Source organism: Streptomyces sp. VNUA24 (genome assembly GCF_029167005.1).
Taxonomy (GTDB): Bacteria; Actinomycetota; Actinomycetes; order Streptomycetales; family Streptomycetaceae; genus Streptomyces; species Streptomyces scabiei.
Genome location: NZ_CP119143.1, coordinates 2326095 through 2342694, shown reverse-complemented (window position 1 = coordinate 2342694; position 16600 = coordinate 2326095). Strand labels below are relative to the sequence as shown.

Sequence of the window (16600 nt, the reverse complement as noted above, 5' to 3'; positions counted from 1 at the left end):
CCCCTCACCGTTCTCCTCACTGTTCCCCGGACAGATCCAGCAGCACCTTCGAGGCGACCGTGCGGTCCTGAGCCGTGTCGAACGCGGCGACGGACCGCTCCAACGGGAAGGTGTGCGTGACGACCGCGTCGACCGGGAGGCCCCGGGCCAGCAGGGACAGGGCCTCGTCGAACTCGGTGTCGAAGCGGAACGACCCGCGCAGTTCCAGCTCACGGGTGACCGCGACATTGCCGAGCAGCCCGATCTCGCCCGGCGGCAGCAGCCCGAGCATCACCACGACGCCGCCCCGCCGCACCCGCTCCACACAGCTGCGCAGCCCGGCCGGTGCCCCGGACGCCTCCACGGCGAGGTCGAAGACACCGGCCCAGGCGGGGTCGGCGGGCCGGTCCGCCCGCACGGTGGCGGTGGCGCCGACCTCGCCGGCGATCCGCAACGGCTCCTCGTGGAGGTCGCTGACGACGACCTCGGCCGCCCCCGCGTGCCGCAGCGCGGCCACGACCAGCAGACCGATCGGACCGGCCCCGGTGACCAGCACCCGCCTGCCGCGCACCGCACCCGCCCGGCGCACCGCGTGCAGCGCCACCGCCAGCGGCTCGGCGAGCACGGCACGCCGCAGACCGAGCCCCGGCGGCAGCGCCCGCACCTGCCCGGCCGGCACGGTGAGGTACTGCGCGAACCCGCCCTGCACATGCGGGGTGTGGGCCGCGCTGCCCAGATAGCGGGTGTGCGCGCAGATGTTGCGGGTCCCGCGGGAGCACTCGGGGCAGACCCCGCAGGGCGTGGCGGGGTGGATCGCGACGGCCGTGCCCACCGCGGGGGCGTCCGGTCCCTCGACGCCGGCCCCGAGCGCGGCGACCCGGCCCACCACCTCGTGGCCGAGCACCAAGGGCTCGCTCACGGCGAAGTCGCCGACCCTGCCCCGGTGGTAGTAGTGCAGATCGGAACCGCAGATCCCGCCGAGGGCGACGGCGACCGCGATCTCACCGGGCGCGGGACCGCCGTACGGCCGCTCCTCGACGCGGAGATCGCCGGCTCCGTGGACAACGCACGCGTGCATGGGGACTCCTTGAGAGGTCGACCGGGTCACAGGACGGACAGCATGCCGCCGTCGACGTACAGCGTCTGCCCGTTGACGAAGTCGGAGGCGGGGGAGGCGAGGAAGAGCAGGGCGCCGACCAGGTCCTCCACCTGGCCCCAGCGGCCGGCGGGGGTGCGCCCCCGCACCCAGGCGCCGAACTCCTCGTCCGCGACCAGCGCGGAGGTGAGTTCGGTGTCGAAGTAGCCGGGGCCGATGCCGTTGACCTGGATGCCGTGCGGCCCGAGGTCGGCGCACATGCCCTTGGTGAGCATCTTCAGGCCGCCCTTGGTCGCGGAGTAGGGCGCGATCCCGGGGCGGACCGCCTCGCTCTGCAGCGAGCAGATGTTGACGATCTTGCCGTGGCCGCGGGGGACCATGCGGCGGGCGACCTCGCGGCCCACGAGGAAGGCGCTCGTGAGGTTGGTGTCGAGCAGGGTGTGCCAGTCCTCGTCGGTGAAGTCGAGGAAGGGGGCGCGGCGCTGGACGCCGGTGTTGTTGACCAGGATGCCGATCGGGCCCGCCCGGTCCTCGATCCGGGGGACGGCGGCGGCGACCGCGGCGGAGTCGGTGACGTCGAATGCCTCCGCGCGGACCGCCTCACCGAAGGTGCCGGCGAGTTCGGCGCGGGTGGTCTCCAGGGCGCCCGGGTCCCGCCCGTTGAGGACGACCGTGCAGCCGGCCTCCAGCAGGCCGGTGGCCAGCGCCCGGCCGATGCCTCGGCTCGACCCGGTGACCAGGGCGACCTTTCCGGTGACGTCGAAGAGGGGGTGGCTCGTCATACACGGTCTCCCTGTTTTTCCACTGAGTGGAAACTCTATCTGCTCAACGGAAAAACATCGTCGAGGTCCGGGGCGACCGCTGTCAACCGTGGGAGGTCTTTCCACTCAGTGGTAACTTGCCGCCGTGAACGGCAGCGAGGTACCCACGGACGTCGTCGGGCGGGCGATCAGACTGCTCGTCCTGGTCGGCGAGCACCCGCACGGCATCACCCTGTCCGCGCTGGCCCGCGCCAGCGGCGTCGCCGTCAGCACCGCCCACCGGCTCGTCAACTCGCTCTGCCGCGAGGGCCTGGTGGAGTTCGAGGCCGACGGAAAGCGCTACAAGCCGGGCCTGAGACTGTTCCAGCTCGGTCAGCAGGCCGGACAGGTCTACGGATTCGCCGGCACCGCCCTGCCCGTGATGCGGCGCGTGACGAGCCGGACCGAGGAAGCCACCCTCATGTCCGTCCTCGACGGCACCCGGCACCTGTACGTGCACTACGTGGACGGCCCCCTCCCCGTCGGCGTCCGCAGCGAGCCGGGCCGCCACGGTCCGCTGCACTGCACCTCGATGGGCAAGGTCCTCATGGCCTTCGCCCCCGACGCCGTACGCGCCGACCTCCTGGACCGCGTCGAGCTGACCCCGCACGGACCGAACAGCGTCACCGACCGCGACGTGCTGCGCGCGCAGGTGGCCCGTGCCGCCGAACTCGGCTACGCCACGGCCGACGAGGAACACCACCCTGGACTGCGGGCCGTGGCCGTCCCGATCCTGCGCCCCGACGGCACCGTCTTCGCCGCGCTCTCCACCGCCGCGCCCGCCTTCCGCCGCAGCATGGACGATCTCGTCGCCCTGGTCCCGCTGCTGCGGTCGGCGGCGGACGAACTGGGAGTCCGGCTGCCGTCCCGTTGACCCGCCCTCCCCGTTCGCGGTGAACTGCCCTGCATCGGCGGCGAGTTCACGGCGGAGAGGCTGACGGCATGGGCGACCCGGACGCGACACGCGCGCAACCGCTCGACGGCAGGACCGCGCTGGTCACCGGCGCGGGCACCGGAATCGGCCGGGAGACGGCCCTGATGCTCGCCGGGGCGGGCGCGAGGGTGGTCCTCGTCGGACGGCGCCCACACGTCCTCGACGAGGTCGCCGCCGCCGTCACGGACGCCGGGGGCACGGCCTTCGCCCGCCGCGCGCACGTGGAGAACGCGGACGAGGTGCGGGAGCTGGCCGCGTGGGCCCGGGAGACGGCCGGCCCCGTGGACATCCTCGTCAACAACGCGGGAGGCGCCGGCCCCACCGGCGACGTCCGCGGGCTCGGCGAGGACGAGTGGAACGCCGTCCTGGGCGTCAACCTCACCGGGGTGTACCTGCTCACCCGGGCCGTCCTCCCCGGCATGCTGGAGCGCGGCGGCGGCACGATCATCACGATCTCCTCGCTCGCCGCGCTGCGTCCCACCCCGCTCGGCGGTGCCCCCTACGGCGCCGCCAAGGCGGGCGTGCGCAACTTCATGGCCTATCTGCGCGCCGCCTACCGGGACGCACACGTCCGGGCGACCTGCGTCCTGCCCGGTGAGGTCGACACCCCCGCCCACGACGGCCGGGCCGTGCCGCCGAGCCGGGAGCGGCGGGCCGCCATGGTGCGCCCGGAGGACGTGGCACGGGCCGTCCTGCTGTGCGCCACGCTCCCGGAGCGCACGGTCGTCGAGGAGCTGGTCATCGCTCCCACCGTGACCGCCCCGCCCCGGCTCAGCGGTCCGTGACCGGGGTGACGGCCGCGGCGGCCAGCTTGAACAGGGGCTGTTTGGAGGCGGGGTCCCAGGCGGTCAAGGTGGTCTCGTTCGCCGCGCGGGGCGGTGTGCTCTCGTCGGGCCCCACCCCGGAGGGCGTGTCCCAGTAGCCGTAGTGGAAGGGCACGAACAGCACCCCGGGCCGTACGTCCGTCAGCCGCAGCCGTCCCCGCAGGGCGCCCCTGCGGGTGCGGACCTCGACCGTCCCGCCCTCGCCGCAGCCGATCCGCTCGGCGTCGGCCGCCGACATCTCCACCCACACCTCGGGCGCCGCCGCGTCGAGCTGCGGGGCCCGGCCCGTCTTGGTGCGGGTGTGGAAGTGGAAGAGGGTCCGGCCGGTGGTGAGCTGGAACGGGTACTGCGCGTCCGGCTCCTCCGGCGGGGCGAGGTAGGGGGCCGACTTGATCATGGCCCTGCCCTCGGGGTTGAGGGCGCGGTAGGCCGCCTCGTCGGCGGGCTCGCCGGTCACCAGGTCCTTGCCGTAGTCCTCGCACCGGTCGGGGTGCGCCCAGTCGAAGCCGTCGGTGTAGAGCCGCCGGGTGGCGTCCGGGTCCCGGTCGTCGTAGGGCCACTGGACACCGCTGCGGCCGCGCAGCCGCTCGTAGGACAGACCGGTGTAGTCGCACGGGCGGCCCGCGCTGCACCGCTGCCACGCCGCGAACGCCGACGCGGGGTCGTGCCAGCCGACCAGCGGCCCGCCGTCCTTGTCGCGGAAGTCCATCCGGGCCGCGTAGTCGAGGAAGATGTCCAGGTCGGAGCGGGCCTCGCCGGGCGGGTCCACGGCCTTGTCGGACAGGTGCACGGTCCGGTCGGCGTTGGTGAACGTGCCCGTCTTCTCGCCCCAGGTCGCGGCGGGCAGGACCACGTCGGCCAGCCGCGCGGTCTCCGTGAGGAACAGGTCCTGCACGACGACGAACAGCTCTTCCCGGGACAGGATCGCGCGGATCCGCTCCAGCTCCGGCAGGGAGACGGCCGGGTTGGTGCCGCTGATCCAGAGCATCCGGATCGAGCCCTCCTCGGCCAGGCGGAAGATCTCCATGGCGTGGGTGGGCGGCCCGTCGTGCGGGACGGCGTCCGGCTCGACGTTCCAGATCCTCGCGAGCTCGGCGACGTGCGCCTCGTTCTGCCAGTTGCGGAAGCCGGGCAGATCGCCGTCGGCCCCGCACTCCCGGGTGTTCTGCGCGGTGGGCTGCCCGTTCATCTGCAGCACCCCGGCACCGGGGCGGCCCAGCATCCCGCGGATCAGGTGCAGGTTGTCGATCTGCACGGCCGCCGCCGTCGCCTGGTGCGACTGGTACACGCCCTGCAGCACCGTCGACAGCAGCCGGTCGGCGCTCCCCAGCACCTCGGCGGCCTCGGCGATCCGCGCGGCGGGGACGTCGCAGATGTCCGCCGCCCACGCAGGGGTGCGGCTCGCGACCCGTTCGGCCAGCTCCTCGAAGCCGACCGTGCGGGCCTCGATGAAGTCACGGTCGATGTCACCGCGCCGGATGATCTCGTGCAGCAGCGCGTTCAGCAGGGCCACGTTGGTGCCGAGACGGGGCGCGAGATGCACCGCCGACCGGCGGGCGACCTCGGTGCGCCGGGGGTCGACACAGACCAGGCGGGGCGGGTCGGTGCCGGCCAGCCGGTCCAGGATCCGCATCCACTGCACGGGCTGGGTCTCGGCGAGGTTGTGGCCGAACAGCGCGATGGTGTCGGCGTGGTCGATGTCGTCGTAGGTGCCGGGCTGGCCGTCGCAGCCGAAGGACTCCTTCAGCGCCTCGGCGGCCGTGGACGTGCACAGCCGGGTGTTGCCGTCGAGGTGCCTGGTGCCGATCCCGGCCCGGACCAGTACGGCCAGGGTGTAGTACTCCTCCAGGAACAGCTGCCCGCTGGTGTAGAAGCCGAGGGAGCCGGGGCCCCGCTCGTCGAGCAGTCGCCGTGAACGGGCGGTGACCCGGTCCATCGCGGTCGCCCAGTCCGTCGCGACCAGCTCTCCGCCCTCGCGGACCAGCGGCCGGGTGAGCCGGTCCGGGGAGGCGTTCGCCTGCCGGCCGAAGAGGTCCTTGGGCTCCAGACGGCCCCGGTTGACCCGGTCCACGGCCCTGCCGCGCACCCCGGCCATCCGCCCGTCGACGACGGCGATGTCCATGGCGTCGCCGTCGGAGTGCAGCAGCGAGGCCGACTGCACCCAGCTGTCCACCGTGTCCGGCCGTACGCCCTCGGCGAGGTACGCGTCCACCTGCGTCGGCCAGGGCTCGCCCCGGCCGTACGGTGTCCGGTCGCCCCAGGGCCGCCTGATCCGGTCCTCCGACTCCATGCCCGCCTCCCGCCGACAGCCACCCGGAACCGTTCGCTCCGCAGGGTGCCGACGGGTACCCGCACGCGGCCTCGGGTAACGGCGGCCGACGCGGACGGAAAACGTCCGGGCCGGCCCCCGACGAGGGGCCGGCCCGGACGCCGTCAGCGGGAGGATCAGACCAGGTCGAAGCGGTCCAGGTCGGAGACCTTGGCCCACGCCGCGACGAAGTCCTTCACGAACTTCTCCTTGGCGTCGTCGCTCGCGTAGACCTCGGCGAGAGCGCGCAGCTCGGAGTTGGAGCCGAACACGAGGTCGGCACGGGTGCCGGTCCACTTGACCTCGCCGGTGTCCGCGTCACGGCCCTCGAACAGGGTCTGGTCGGCGGAGGTGGACTTCCAGGTCGTGCCCAGGTCGAGCAGGTTGACGAAGAAGTCGTTGGTGAGCACGCCCGGGGTGCCGGTGAAGACACCGTGCGCGGACTGGGCGTGGTTGGCGCCCAGGACCCGCAGACCGCCGACGAGGACCGTCAGCTCGGGCGCGCTCAGCGAGAGCAGGTTGGCCCGGTCGAGCAGCAGGTACTCGGCGGGGAGGCGGTTGCCCTTGCCCTGGTAGTTGCGGAAGCCGTCGGCCGCCGGCTCCAGCGCCGCGAACGACTCGGCGTCCGTGTGCTCCTCGGTCGCGTCCACGCGGCCCGGGGTGAAGGGCACCTCCACCTCGACACCGGCGTCCTTGGCGGCCTTCTCGACCGCGGCGGCTCCGCCGAGGACGATCAGGTCGGCCAGGGAGACCTTCTTGGCGCCGGCGTTGAACTCCGCCCGGACGCCCTCCAGGACGCTCAGGACGTGACGCAGGTCGTCGGGGTTGTTGACCTCCCAGCTGCGCTGGGGCTCCAGGCGGATACGGGCGCCGTTGGCGCCGCCGCGCTTGTCGCTGGAGCGGAAGGTGGAGGCCGACGCCCACGCGGTGGACACCAGCTGCGAGACGGTCAGACCCGAGGCGAGCAGCTTGGCCTTGAGCGCCGCGACGTCGGCCGCGTCGATGACCTCGCCCTCGGCCGCCGGCAGCGGGTCCTGCCAGATCAGGGTCTCCGCCGGGACCTCCGGGCCGAGGTACAGCGACTTCGGGCCCATGTCACGGTGGGTCAGCTTGAACCAGGCGCGGGCGAAGGCGTCCGCGAACTGGTCGTGGTTCTCGTGGAAGCGCTTGGAGATCTCGCCGTAGATCGGGTCGAAGCGCAGCGAGAGGTCGGTGGTGAGCATCGTGGGCAGCTTCTTGCCGTCGCTGTGGGCGTCGGGGATGATCGCCTGCGCGTCCTTGGCCACCCACTGGTTGGCGCCGGCGGGGCTCTGGGTGAGCTCCCACTCGTAGCCGAAGAGGATGTCGAAGAAGTCGCTGCTCCACTGGGTCGGCTTGGTGGTCCAGGTGACCTCCAGGCCGGAGGTGATGGCGTCGCCGCCCTTGCCCGTGCCGTGGGTGGACTTCCAGCCGAGGCCCTGCTGCTCCATGGTGGCGGCCTCGGGGTCGTCGCCCACGGCGTCCGCGGGGCCGGCGCCGTGCGTCTTGCCGAAGGTGTGACCACCGGCGATGAGGGCGACGGTCTCCTCGTCGTTCATCGCCATGCGGCGGAACGTCTCACGGATGTCGCGGGCCGCGGCGATCGGGTCCGGGTTGCCGTTGGGGCCCTCCGGGTTGACGTAGATCAGACCCATCTGGACGGCGCCGAGCGGGTTCTCCAGCTCGCGGTCGCCGCTGTAGCGCTGGTCGTCCAGCCAGGTGGTCTCGGGGCCCCAGTACACGTCCTCGTCGGCCTCCCACACGTCGGCGCGGCCGCCGGCGAAGCCGAAGGTCTCGAAGCCCATCTGCTCCAGCGCGACGTTACCGGTGAGGATCATGAGGTCGGCCCAGGAGATGGACTGGCCGTACTTCTTCTTCACCGGCCACAGCAGACGGCGGGCCTTGTCCAGGTTGCCGTTGTCCGGCCAGCTGTTCAGCGGCGCGAAGCGCTGCTGGCCGCGGCCGCCACCGCCGCGGCCGTCGTGGATGCGGTAGGTGCCGGCGCTGTGCCAGGCCATACGGATCATCAGCGGGCCGTAGTTGCCGAAGTCGGCCGGCCACCAGTCCTGCGAGGTGGTCAGCACCTCGGCGATGTCCTGCTTCACGGCCGCCAGGTCGAGGTTGTTGAACGCCTCGGCGTAGTCGAACTCCCCGCCGAGGGGGTTCGCCACGACCGGGTCCTTGGCGAGGATCTTCAGGTTGAGCCGCTCCGGCCACCACTGACGGTTCCCGCCGCCCTGGGTCGGGTGCGCGGCACGCCCGTGGGCGACCGGGCAGCCGCCCGTCTCCTCGGGCTTCGCGTCCGTGACGATCGCGTCGTGGTTCTCAGTCATGGGAGTCCTTCCGGAACTGGTGGATCACGGTGCTGAACTACTGGCTGCGGAACAGGGGGGACACAGGCCCCAGTAGATGACCTCGGCCTCGTCGATCGCGAAGCCGCGGTCGTCGGAGGCGGTCAGACACGGGGCGTGCCCGACCGCGCAGTCGACGTCGACCACGACACCGCACCTGCGGCACACGAGGTGGTGGTGGTTGTCCCCGACACGGCCCTCGTACAGGGCGGGGCTGCCGGGTGGTTCGAGGCGGCGCACGAGCCCCGCGCCCGCCAGGGCGCCGAGGGCCTCGTACACGGCCTGGAGCGATATGTGGCCGACGCGATCGCGCACCCCCGAGGCGATCGCTTCGACTCCGAGGTGGTCGCCGTCCCGGACGGTCTCCAGCAGCGCCACGCGCGCGGCCGTCACCCGCAGGCCGGCACCGCGCAGCTCCTCGGCGGTGTTCGGAGGCTGGGATGCGGTCATGGCGACCAACCTACCCCGCTAAACACGAACAGTTCAAGAAAACGAACCACCCAAGTTTGGGCGTGCCGTTCCGGCCACCGTCGGTGACCACCGCGAACGCCACCCGGGTGCGGTACGAGCGGACCGGGTCCGGGGCCGGGCCGTGGCCGTCATGTCGTCATCGGCGTGCCCCGGCCGTCAGGGCTTGCGGGCGACGCCGCCGAAACAGTCGACCTCCGGCGGCTCGTCGGCGCCGCCCGGCTCGGCCCGCCAACGGGCCACGGAGACCAGGCCGGGCGCCAGCGGCTCCAGGCCGTCGAAGAAGCGGGCGAGCTGAGCGGGGGAGCGGTTGACGCGCGGGTTGTCGCTCGTCCTGTTCCAGTGCGCGACCATCGCGCGCATCGCCTCCGGCCGGTACACCTCCGTGCTGTCGGCGAGCACCAGATGGCTGCCCGGGGCCAGGGCGTCCAGCAGCCGGGCGACGATGCCGTAGGCGCTCTCGTCGGGCAGGTGCGCCGTGATCCCGAGCAGCACCAGGCCCACCGGACGGGTGAGGTCCAGGGTGTCGGCGGCGCGGCGCAGAATGGCGTCCGGGTCGCGCAGGTCGGCGCCGACGAAGGCGGTCGCGCCCTCGGGGGTGCCGGTGAGCAGGGCGTGGGCGTGGGCGAGGACCGTCGGGTCGTGGTCGACGTAGACGATCCGCGCGTCCGGGGCCGCCCGCTGGGCGACCTCGTGGGTGTTGTCCGCGGTGGGCAGCCCGGTGCCGATGTCGAGGAACTGGCGTAAACCGGCCTCCTCGGTCAGCCGGGTGACCGCTCGGCGCAGGAAGGCCCGCTGGGCGCGGGCGATGTCGACGATCTGCGGGTTCATCGCGCGGATCTCGTCACCGACCTGCCGGTCGATCTCGTAGCAGTCCTTGCCGCCGAGCCAGTAGTTCCAGATCCGGGCCGAGTGCGGCACCCCGCTGTTGATCACCGGACGGTCAAGTGGCATGGATGCTCCCCGTGTTGGCGCCTTCGGCCGCCGCCAACCTAGCAAGATCACCACGTACGTGACCGGTGGACAGCCCCCGGAACGACCGCCCACCGTCGAGATCCGGCCTACCTCACTCCGGGCCCCGGTCGCCGCCCCCGGTCACCAGCACGACCTCCAGGGTGCGCGGACCGTGCACGCCCTCCACCCGGTCCAGCTCGATGTCGCTGGTCGCGGACGGGCCGGAGATCCAGGTCAGCGGGCGGGACGGGTCGAGGAGTCCGAGTGCCTGCGGCACCGACGACACGACCTGATCCGGTACCCGGACGACGCAGACGTGGTGGTCCGGCACGAGTGTGATCCGGCGGCGGCCCTGGTCGGGGGAGCCGTCCAGCACGATCGTGCCGGTCTCGGCGATCGCGAGGGCGCAGGCCGTGACGACACTGTCGACCCGGTCCAACTCGTGCGCGGTGCTCTCGCCTTGGTCCGGCACCCGCGTCAGACCGGTCGCCGACAGCCAGTCCTCGCGCAGCCCCGACGGCACCAGCACCGTCGTCGAGCCGTGCGCGCGCAGCAGCCCGGCGATCATCTCCGCGAGCCCGTCCGCGTCCGTGCGGTGCACGAGCGCCCGGTAGTCCGCCAGGTTCTCCGCCAGCAGTTCCACCGCCTCCGCGGGGCCCAGCCCCCCGTGCTCGTGGAGGTAGTCCCGCCGGACGGCCCGCTCGTACGGGGTGTCGTCCCGGGGCACGTCGGCGAGGGCACGCCGCACCCGGCCCAGGATCAGGTCCCTGCTGCTCACTTGCCCGTGTCCTTTCCGCCGTTCGTCCGCTGCCACCAGTCCCGGAACGGCTCGGCGGGCAGCGCCGGGAGGTCGCGACTGCCGCTCCACGCCCTGCCGGGGCCCGGCAGTGTCCGGGGATGGAACCGGCGGGTGCGCGAGGCGATCCGCTGCCCGGCGCGCAGCGCCCCGGGGTGGCCGAACGCCCAGCGGGCCGCGCGCATCGCCGCCCGCTCGGCGGCGTGCCCCTTGGCGGGCTTGAGCACGACCTTCGTGCCCCGTTCCGTCACGATGCCGCCCTGCGCGACCCGCTCCCGCAGATGCACCAGCACCTCCGGGATGTCGATGGCGACCGGGCACACCTCGTAGCAGGCGCCGCACAGCGAGGAGGCGTACGGCAGGGAGGCGTCGACCTCGCTGCGCGTGCCCCGCAGCTGCGGGCTGAGGATGGCGCCGATCGGGCCCGGGTAGACCGAGCCGTACGCGTGCCCGCCGGCCCGCTCGTACACCGGGCAGACGTTGAGACAGGCCGAGCAGCGGATGCAGCGCAGGGCCTGGCGGCCGACCTCGTCGGCGAGCGTGTCCGTGCGGCCGTTGTCGACGAGGACCAGATGGAAGGTCTGCGGCCCGTCGGCCGTCCCGGCGTCCGACGTGCCCGTCCAGGTGGAGGTGTACGGGTTCATCCGCTCGGCCGTCGAGGAGCGGGGGAGGGTCTGCAGGAACACCTCCAGGTCCCGCCAGGTGGGGACGATCTTCTCGATGCCGACGACCGAGATCAGGGTCTCGGGAAGGGTGAGGCACATCCGGCCGTTGCCCTCCGACTCCACGACCACCATCGTGCCGGTCTCGGCGACCATGAAGTTGGCGCCGGAGATGCCGACCTTGGCGCGCAGGAACTTCTCCCGCAGATGCAGCCGCGCGGCCTCCGCCAGCTCGGCGGGCGTGTCGGTGAGGCCCTCGGGGGCCGGGCGGCCCCACGCGGCCATCTCGCGCGCGAAGATGTCCCGGATCTCGCCCCGGTTGCGGTGGATCGCGGGGACGAGAATGTGCGAGGGCCGGTCCTTGCCCAGCTGTACGATGAGTTCGGCGAGATCGGTCTCGTAGGCGCGGATGCCCTCGGCCTCCAGCGCCTCGTTCAGCCCGATCTCCTGGGTGGCCATCGACTTGACCTTGACGACCTCGCTCTGACCGGTCGCCTTCACGAGATACGTGACGATCCGGTTGGCCTCGTCCGCGTCGGCGGCCCAGTGGACCGTGCCGCCCGCCGCCGTGACCGACTCCTCCAACTGCACCAGATAGCGGTCGAGATGACGGAGCGTATGGTCCTTGATCTGCTTTCCGGCCTCGCGCAGCGCGGCCCAGTCGGAGACCTCCGCGACCGCGGCGGCGCGCTTGGCGCGGATGGTGTGCGTGGCGTGGCGCAGATTGCCGCGCAGCGTCGTGTCGTGGACGGCTTCGTGCGCGGCCTTCGGGAAGGCCGGCATACCGAGATACGTCCCGCTCATGCGAGGGGCTCCTCTTCCGTGCTCGCCAGGATCTCCGCGATGTGCACGGGCCGGACGGCCGTGCGCAGCCGGGTCATCGTGCCGCCGAGGTGCATCAGGCACGAGTTGTCGGCCGCGCACAGCACCTCGGCGCCCGTCGACTCGGCGTTGCGCACCTTGTCCGCGCCCATGGCCGCCGAGACATCGGAGTTCTTCACGGCGAAGGTCCCGCCGAAGCCACAGCACTCGTCGGCCCCCGGAAGCTCCACCAACTCCAGCCCCTTCACGGCCGCGAGCAGCTTCCGCGGCCGTTCGCCCAGCCCGAGGCTCCGCAGCCCGTGACAGGTCGGGTGGTACGTCACCTTGTGCGGGTAGTACGCGCCGACGTCCGTCACACCCAGCACGTCCACCAGGAACTCGGTCAGCTCGTACGTCTTCGGCACGACCGGCGCCAGCGTCCGCGCCAGGGTGTCCCCCCGCCCCTCCGCCCGCGCCCGCTCACCCATCCGCGGATACAGCTCCCGCACCATCGCCCCGCAGGAACCGGACGGCGTCACGATCGCCTCGTAGTCACGGAATACATCGGAGAACTTCCGAGCCAGCGGCTCCGCCTCGTGACGGTATCCGGTGTTGTAGTGCGCCTGCCCGCAGCAGGTCTGACCCTCCGGGAAGTCGACGTCAACCCCCAGCCTGGTCAGCAGTTTCACCACGGCGCGGCCGGTATCCGGATAGAGCGTGTCGTTGACACAGGTCAGGAACAGAGCGACACGCATCGCGGCTCCTCAAGGGTCGGTCATCGGATGAGTGCAGGGTACGACGCGACTGCGCGGAGGGCGAGAGGCGCCCCCGTACCGATCGGCGGGAGCCCCGCTCACCGTGCGGTGAGCCGGGCCTCCGCCGCGCGCCAGGCCGCCGGGTCGCCCTGCGGTGTGTACCGCACCAACGGCTGGGTGCGGGCGAGGAGTCGCCGCATCGAGGCCCGGTCGCCCACCAGGCCGTGGGTGCGGGCCTGCACCAGGACGTTGCCCAGGGCCGCCGCCTCCGCCGGTCCCGCCACCACCGGCAGTCCGCAGGCGTCGGCGGTGAGCTGGCACAGCAGCGCGTTGCGGGTGCCGCCGCCGACGACGTGGACGACGTCCACCGGGTGGTCGGCCAGCGCCTGGGCATCGGCCACGGCCCGCCGGTGGGCCAGGGCGAGGGAGTCGAGGATGCAGCGGGTGATCTCGGCAGGCGTCCCCGGGACGGGCTGCCCCGAGGCCCGGCACGCCTCGGCGATCCGCCCGGACATCCCGCCCGGCGCGAGGAACGCCGAGTCTCCGGCGTCCACCACCGACCGCAGCGCCGGCACGGTCGCGGCCCCCCGCAGCAGTTCGCCGAGGTCGGGGTCGCCCCACTCCCGTACGCACTCCTGGAGCAGCCACAGCCCCATGATGTTCCGCAGGTAACGGACCGTGCCGTCGAGCCCCAGCTCGTTGGTGAAGTTGGCCGCCCGGCTCGCCTCCGTCAGCACCGGGGCCTCCAGCTCCAGACCGGCCAGCGACCAGGTGCCGGTGCAGATGTACGCGAACCGCTCCCCGGTCGCCGGCACGGCCGCCACCGCCGAGGCGGTGTCGTGCGACCCGACCGTCGTCACCGGGACGGGGCCGGTGAGCCCCGTCGCCTCCAGCACCTCGGGGCGCAGCGGACCCGCCGGGTCGCCGGGCCGCCGCAGCGGCGCGAACAGGCCGAGGTCGATGTCGAGCCGGTCCGCGACCTCCCGGGACCAGTCACCGGTCCGGGGGTCGATCAGCTGCGTCGTCGAGGCGTTGGTCAGCTCGGTGCCCTGCTCGCCCGTCAGCCAGTACGCCAGCAGATCGGGGATGAGCAGCAACCGCTCGGCCTGCGCGAACTGGGCCGACGACCGGGCGGCCACCAGCTGGTACAGCGTGTTGAAGGGGGCGTACTGCAGCCCGGTCGCCGCATACAGCTCGGCGGCGGGCACGGTGGCCCACACCTTCTCCGCGACCCCCTCGGTCCGGGCGTCCCGGTAGTGCACCGGGTTGCCCAGCAGCGCGCCGTCCGCGTCCAGCAGCCCGTAGTCGACGGCCCAGCTGTCGATGCCGACGGAGTCGACCTGCCCGGCCGCCCGCAGCCCGTCCAGGACTCCCGCGTACAGCGAGAGAACGTCCCAGCGCAGGCCCTCGGGCGTGCGCACCGGCCGGTTCGGGAAGCGGTGCGCCTCGACCAGCTCCAGCGAGTCCCGGCCCGCGCGGCCGACCATGACCCGCCCGCTGGACGCGCCGAGGTCGACCGCCGCGTACGCCTTCACGGACCCGCCCGCCGGGCCTGCGCCCGTGCCGTGCGCGCTCATCGGAGGAAGGCGGCGGCCACGCCGGCGTCGACCGGGACGTGCAGACCGGTGGTGTGCGTCAGCTCCCCGCCCGTCAGCGCGAACACCGCGTTCGCCACGTGCTCGGGGAGCACCTCGCGCTTGAGGATGGTCCGCTGCGCGTAGAACTCGCCCAGCTTCTCCTCCTCGATCCCGTAGGTGGCCGCCCGCTGGGCGCCCCAGCCGGCCGCGAAGATCCCGGAACCGCGCACCACACCGTCGGGGTTGACCCCGTTGACGCGGATGCCGTGCTCGCCCAGCTCGGCGGCCAGCAGCCGCACCTGGTGGGCCTGGTCGGCCTTGGTGGCGGAGTACGCGATGTTGTTGGGACCGGCGAAGACGGCGTTCTTGGAGGCGATGTAGACGATGTCACCGCCCAGCCCCTGCGCGATCATCACCCGGGCCGCCTCCCGCGACACCAGGAACGACCCGCGCGCCATGATGTCGTGCTGGAGGTCCCAGTCCTTCGCCGACGTCTCCAGCAGCGGCTTGGAGATCGAGATACCGGCGTTGTTGACGACGAGATCGACCCCGCCGTAGGCCAGCGCGGCGGTCTTGAACGCCTCGGCGATCTGCGTCTCGTCCGTCACGTCGACGGTCACCGCGACGGCCTTGTCCGCCCCGCCCAGCTCCTCGGCTACGGCGGCGGCGTTCCCGGCGTCGAGATCGGCGACGACGACACAGGCGCCCTCGGCGACCAGCCGGTGCGCGATGGCCTTGCCGATCCCGCTGCCCGCGCCGGTGACCAGCGCGATGCGGGTCGCCAGGGCCTTCGGCTTCGGCATCCGCTGGAGCTTGGCCTCCTCCAGCGCCCAGTACTCGATGCGGAACTTCTCCGACTCCTCGATCGGCGCGTACGTCGACACCGCCTCGGCGCCGCGCATCACGTTGATCGCGTTGACGTAGAACTCGCCGGCCACCCGCGCGGTCTGCTTGTCCTTGCCGAAGCTGAACATGCCCACGCCCGGGACCAGCACGATCGCCGGGTCGGCGCCGCGCATCGCGGGGGAGTCGGGCTCCGCATGCCGCCGGTAGTAGGCGGCGTACTCCTCGCGGTACTCGGCGTGCAGCTCCTTCAGCCGGGCGATCGCCGCGTCGAGGCCGGCGGCCGGCGGGAGGTCCAGGACCAGCGGGCGGACCTTGGTCCGCAGGAAGTGGTCCGGGCACGAGGTGCCGAGGGCGGCGAGGCGCGGGTGCTCGGCGCGCGCCAGGAAGTCCAGGACGACGTCCGTGTCGGTGAAGTGGCCGACCTGCGGCCTGTCCTTCGAGGCGAGGGCCCGGATGTGCGGCGCCAGGGCGGCGGCGCGCTCCCGGCGCTCCGCCTCGGCGAGCGCGGTGCAGCCCTCCAGGACGGGTCCGAACGGCTCGGCCTTGCCCTTCTCCTCCAGGAACCGTTCGGCGGTCCGGATGATGTGCAGCGAGTTCTTCTCGCACTCCTCGGCGGAGTCGCCCCACGCGGTGATGCCGTGCCCGCCGAGGACGCAGCCGACGGCCTGCGGGTTGGCCTCCTTGATGGCCGCGATGTCGAGGCCCAGCTGGAACCCGGGCCGGCGCCACGGCACCCACACCACGGTGTCCCCGAAGCACTCGGCGGTCAGCTTCTCCCCGTCGGCGGCGCAGGCGAGCGCGATCCCGGAGTCGGGGTGCAGATGGTCGACGTGGGCGGCGTCCACCAGGCCGTGCATGGCGGTGTCGATGGACGGTGCGGCGCCGCCCTTGCCGTGCAGGCAGTAGTCGAACGCGGCGACCATCTCGTCCTCGCGCTCCACCCCCGGGTACACGTCGACCAGGGCCCGCATCCGGTCCAGCCGCAGCACGGCCAGGCCCGCCTCGGTGAGCGTGCCGAGGTCGCCGCCGGACCCCTTCACCCACATCAGCTCCACCTCGCCCCCGGTGACGGGGTCGGTGTCGGTCCCCTTGGCGGAGGTGTTGCCGCCGGCGTAGTTGGTGTTCCGGGGATCGGCACCGAGCCGACGGGACCGGGCGAGCAGGGCTGCGGCTTCGGGATGGGTCGCCATGCGTGATCAATCCTTACGGTGAGACGGGGGACGGGGTGGGCGGTGCGGGGTGTGGGGTGCGGGGTGCGGGGTTCAGCTCGGGGGTCGGGGGTGCGTCGCCGGGTGCGGGTGGGTGGGGCTTCTCGCGCAGTTCCCCGCGCCCCTGAAAAGCCGGGGCTGCGCCCCATGCTTTTCAGGCCCGCAGGGCCTGATGCTCTTAGGGGCGCGGGGAACTGCGCGACCAGCCACGAACCGGCCCGCA

Annotated in this window: 13 protein-coding genes; 2 read left to right on the top strand and 11 right to left on the bottom strand. The window is 72.8% G+C overall.

Features of this window, described 5'->3' with window-relative positions:
• Nucleotides 1-16: 16 nt before the first annotated feature.
• On the bottom strand, nt 17-1057 hold the full coding sequence (locus PYR72_RS09760; protein ID WP_275454938.1) for an L-idonate 5-dehydrogenase: 1041 nt from the start codon (nt 1055-1057) through the stop codon (nt 17-19).
• A 26-nt stretch (nt 1058-1083) separates the two neighbouring features.
• Nucleotides 1084-1857, bottom strand: a complete 774-nt coding sequence (locus tag PYR72_RS09755) for an SDR family oxidoreductase (RefSeq protein WP_275454937.1) — start codon at nt 1855-1857, stop codon at nt 1084-1086.
• A gap of 124 nt (nt 1858-1981) precedes the next feature.
• Here PYR72_RS09755 and PYR72_RS09750 point away from each other — a divergent pair, with 124 nt between their 5' ends.
• Both PYR72_RS09750 and PYR72_RS09745 read left to right on the top strand, forming a co-directional pair.
• Nucleotides 1982-2749 (top strand): IclR family transcriptional regulator, encoded by a 768-nt coding sequence (locus PYR72_RS09750; protein ID WP_275454936.1) that lies wholly within the window; start codon nt 1982-1984, stop codon nt 2747-2749.
• Nucleotides 2750-2817: 68 nt separating this feature from the next.
• Complete coding sequence (locus PYR72_RS09745) at nt 2818-3594, top strand: SDR family oxidoreductase (RefSeq protein ID WP_275454935.1); 777 nt, start codon at nt 2818-2820, stop codon at nt 3592-3594.
• Here the strand turns inward: PYR72_RS09745 and PYR72_RS09740 are convergent.
• The 9 genes from PYR72_RS09740 to PYR72_RS09700 form a co-directional block, all read right to left on the bottom strand.
• Complete coding sequence (locus PYR72_RS09740; protein WP_275454934.1) at nt 3581-5923, bottom strand: molybdopterin-dependent oxidoreductase; 2343 nt, start codon at nt 5921-5923, stop codon at nt 3581-3583. The two genes, PYR72_RS09745 and PYR72_RS09740, sit on opposite strands and share 14 nt — an antisense overlap.
• Nucleotides 5924-6078: 155 nt before the next feature.
• Nucleotides 6079-8292, bottom strand: coding sequence for a catalase/peroxidase HPI (gene katG / locus PYR72_RS09735; RefSeq protein WP_275454933.1), 2214 nt, complete (start codon nt 8290-8292; stop codon nt 6079-6081).
• Between the two features lie 24 nt (nt 8293-8316).
• The gene (locus PYR72_RS09730) at nt 8317-8760 is read right to left on the bottom strand and encodes a Fur family transcriptional regulator (protein ID WP_275454932.1); all 444 of its coding nucleotides are present in this window, start codon (nt 8758-8760) and stop codon (nt 8317-8319) included.
• A 177-nt stretch (nt 8761-8937) separates the two neighbouring features.
• Nucleotides 8938-9732: an SAM-dependent methyltransferase gene (locus PYR72_RS09725; protein WP_275454931.1), complete on the bottom strand. Its 795-nt coding sequence runs from the start codon at nt 9730-9732 to the stop codon at nt 8938-8940.
• A 112-nt stretch (nt 9733-9844) separates the two neighbouring features.
• The gene (locus tag PYR72_RS09720) at nt 9845-10510 is read right to left on the bottom strand and encodes a lactate utilization protein C (RefSeq protein ID WP_275454930.1); all 666 of its coding nucleotides are present in this window, start codon (nt 10508-10510) and stop codon (nt 9845-9847) included.
• Nucleotides 10507-11994: a LutB/LldF family L-lactate oxidation iron-sulfur protein gene (locus PYR72_RS09715; RefSeq protein ID WP_275454929.1), complete on the bottom strand. Its 1488-nt coding sequence runs from the start codon at nt 11992-11994 to the stop codon at nt 10507-10509. Before PYR72_RS09715 ends, PYR72_RS09720 begins: the two co-directional genes overlap by 4 nt.
• Nucleotides 11991-12746 (bottom strand): (Fe-S)-binding protein, encoded by a 756-nt coding sequence (locus PYR72_RS09710; protein WP_275454928.1) that lies wholly within the window; start codon nt 12744-12746, stop codon nt 11991-11993. The genes PYR72_RS09715 and PYR72_RS09710 overlap by 4 nt, the downstream gene beginning before the upstream one ends.
• Before the next feature lie 98 nt (nt 12747-12844).
• A complete protein-coding gene (locus PYR72_RS09705; RefSeq protein WP_275454927.1) occupies nt 12845-14323 on the bottom strand; it encodes a rhamnulokinase family protein in 1479 nt (492 codons plus the stop codon).
• The gene (locus tag PYR72_RS09700; protein ID WP_275454926.1) at nt 14320-16359 is read right to left on the bottom strand and encodes a bifunctional aldolase/short-chain dehydrogenase; all 2040 of its coding nucleotides are present in this window, start codon (nt 16357-16359) and stop codon (nt 14320-14322) included. The genes PYR72_RS09705 and PYR72_RS09700 overlap by 4 nt, the downstream gene beginning before the upstream one ends.
• Nucleotides 16360-16600: the final 241 nt, after the last annotated feature.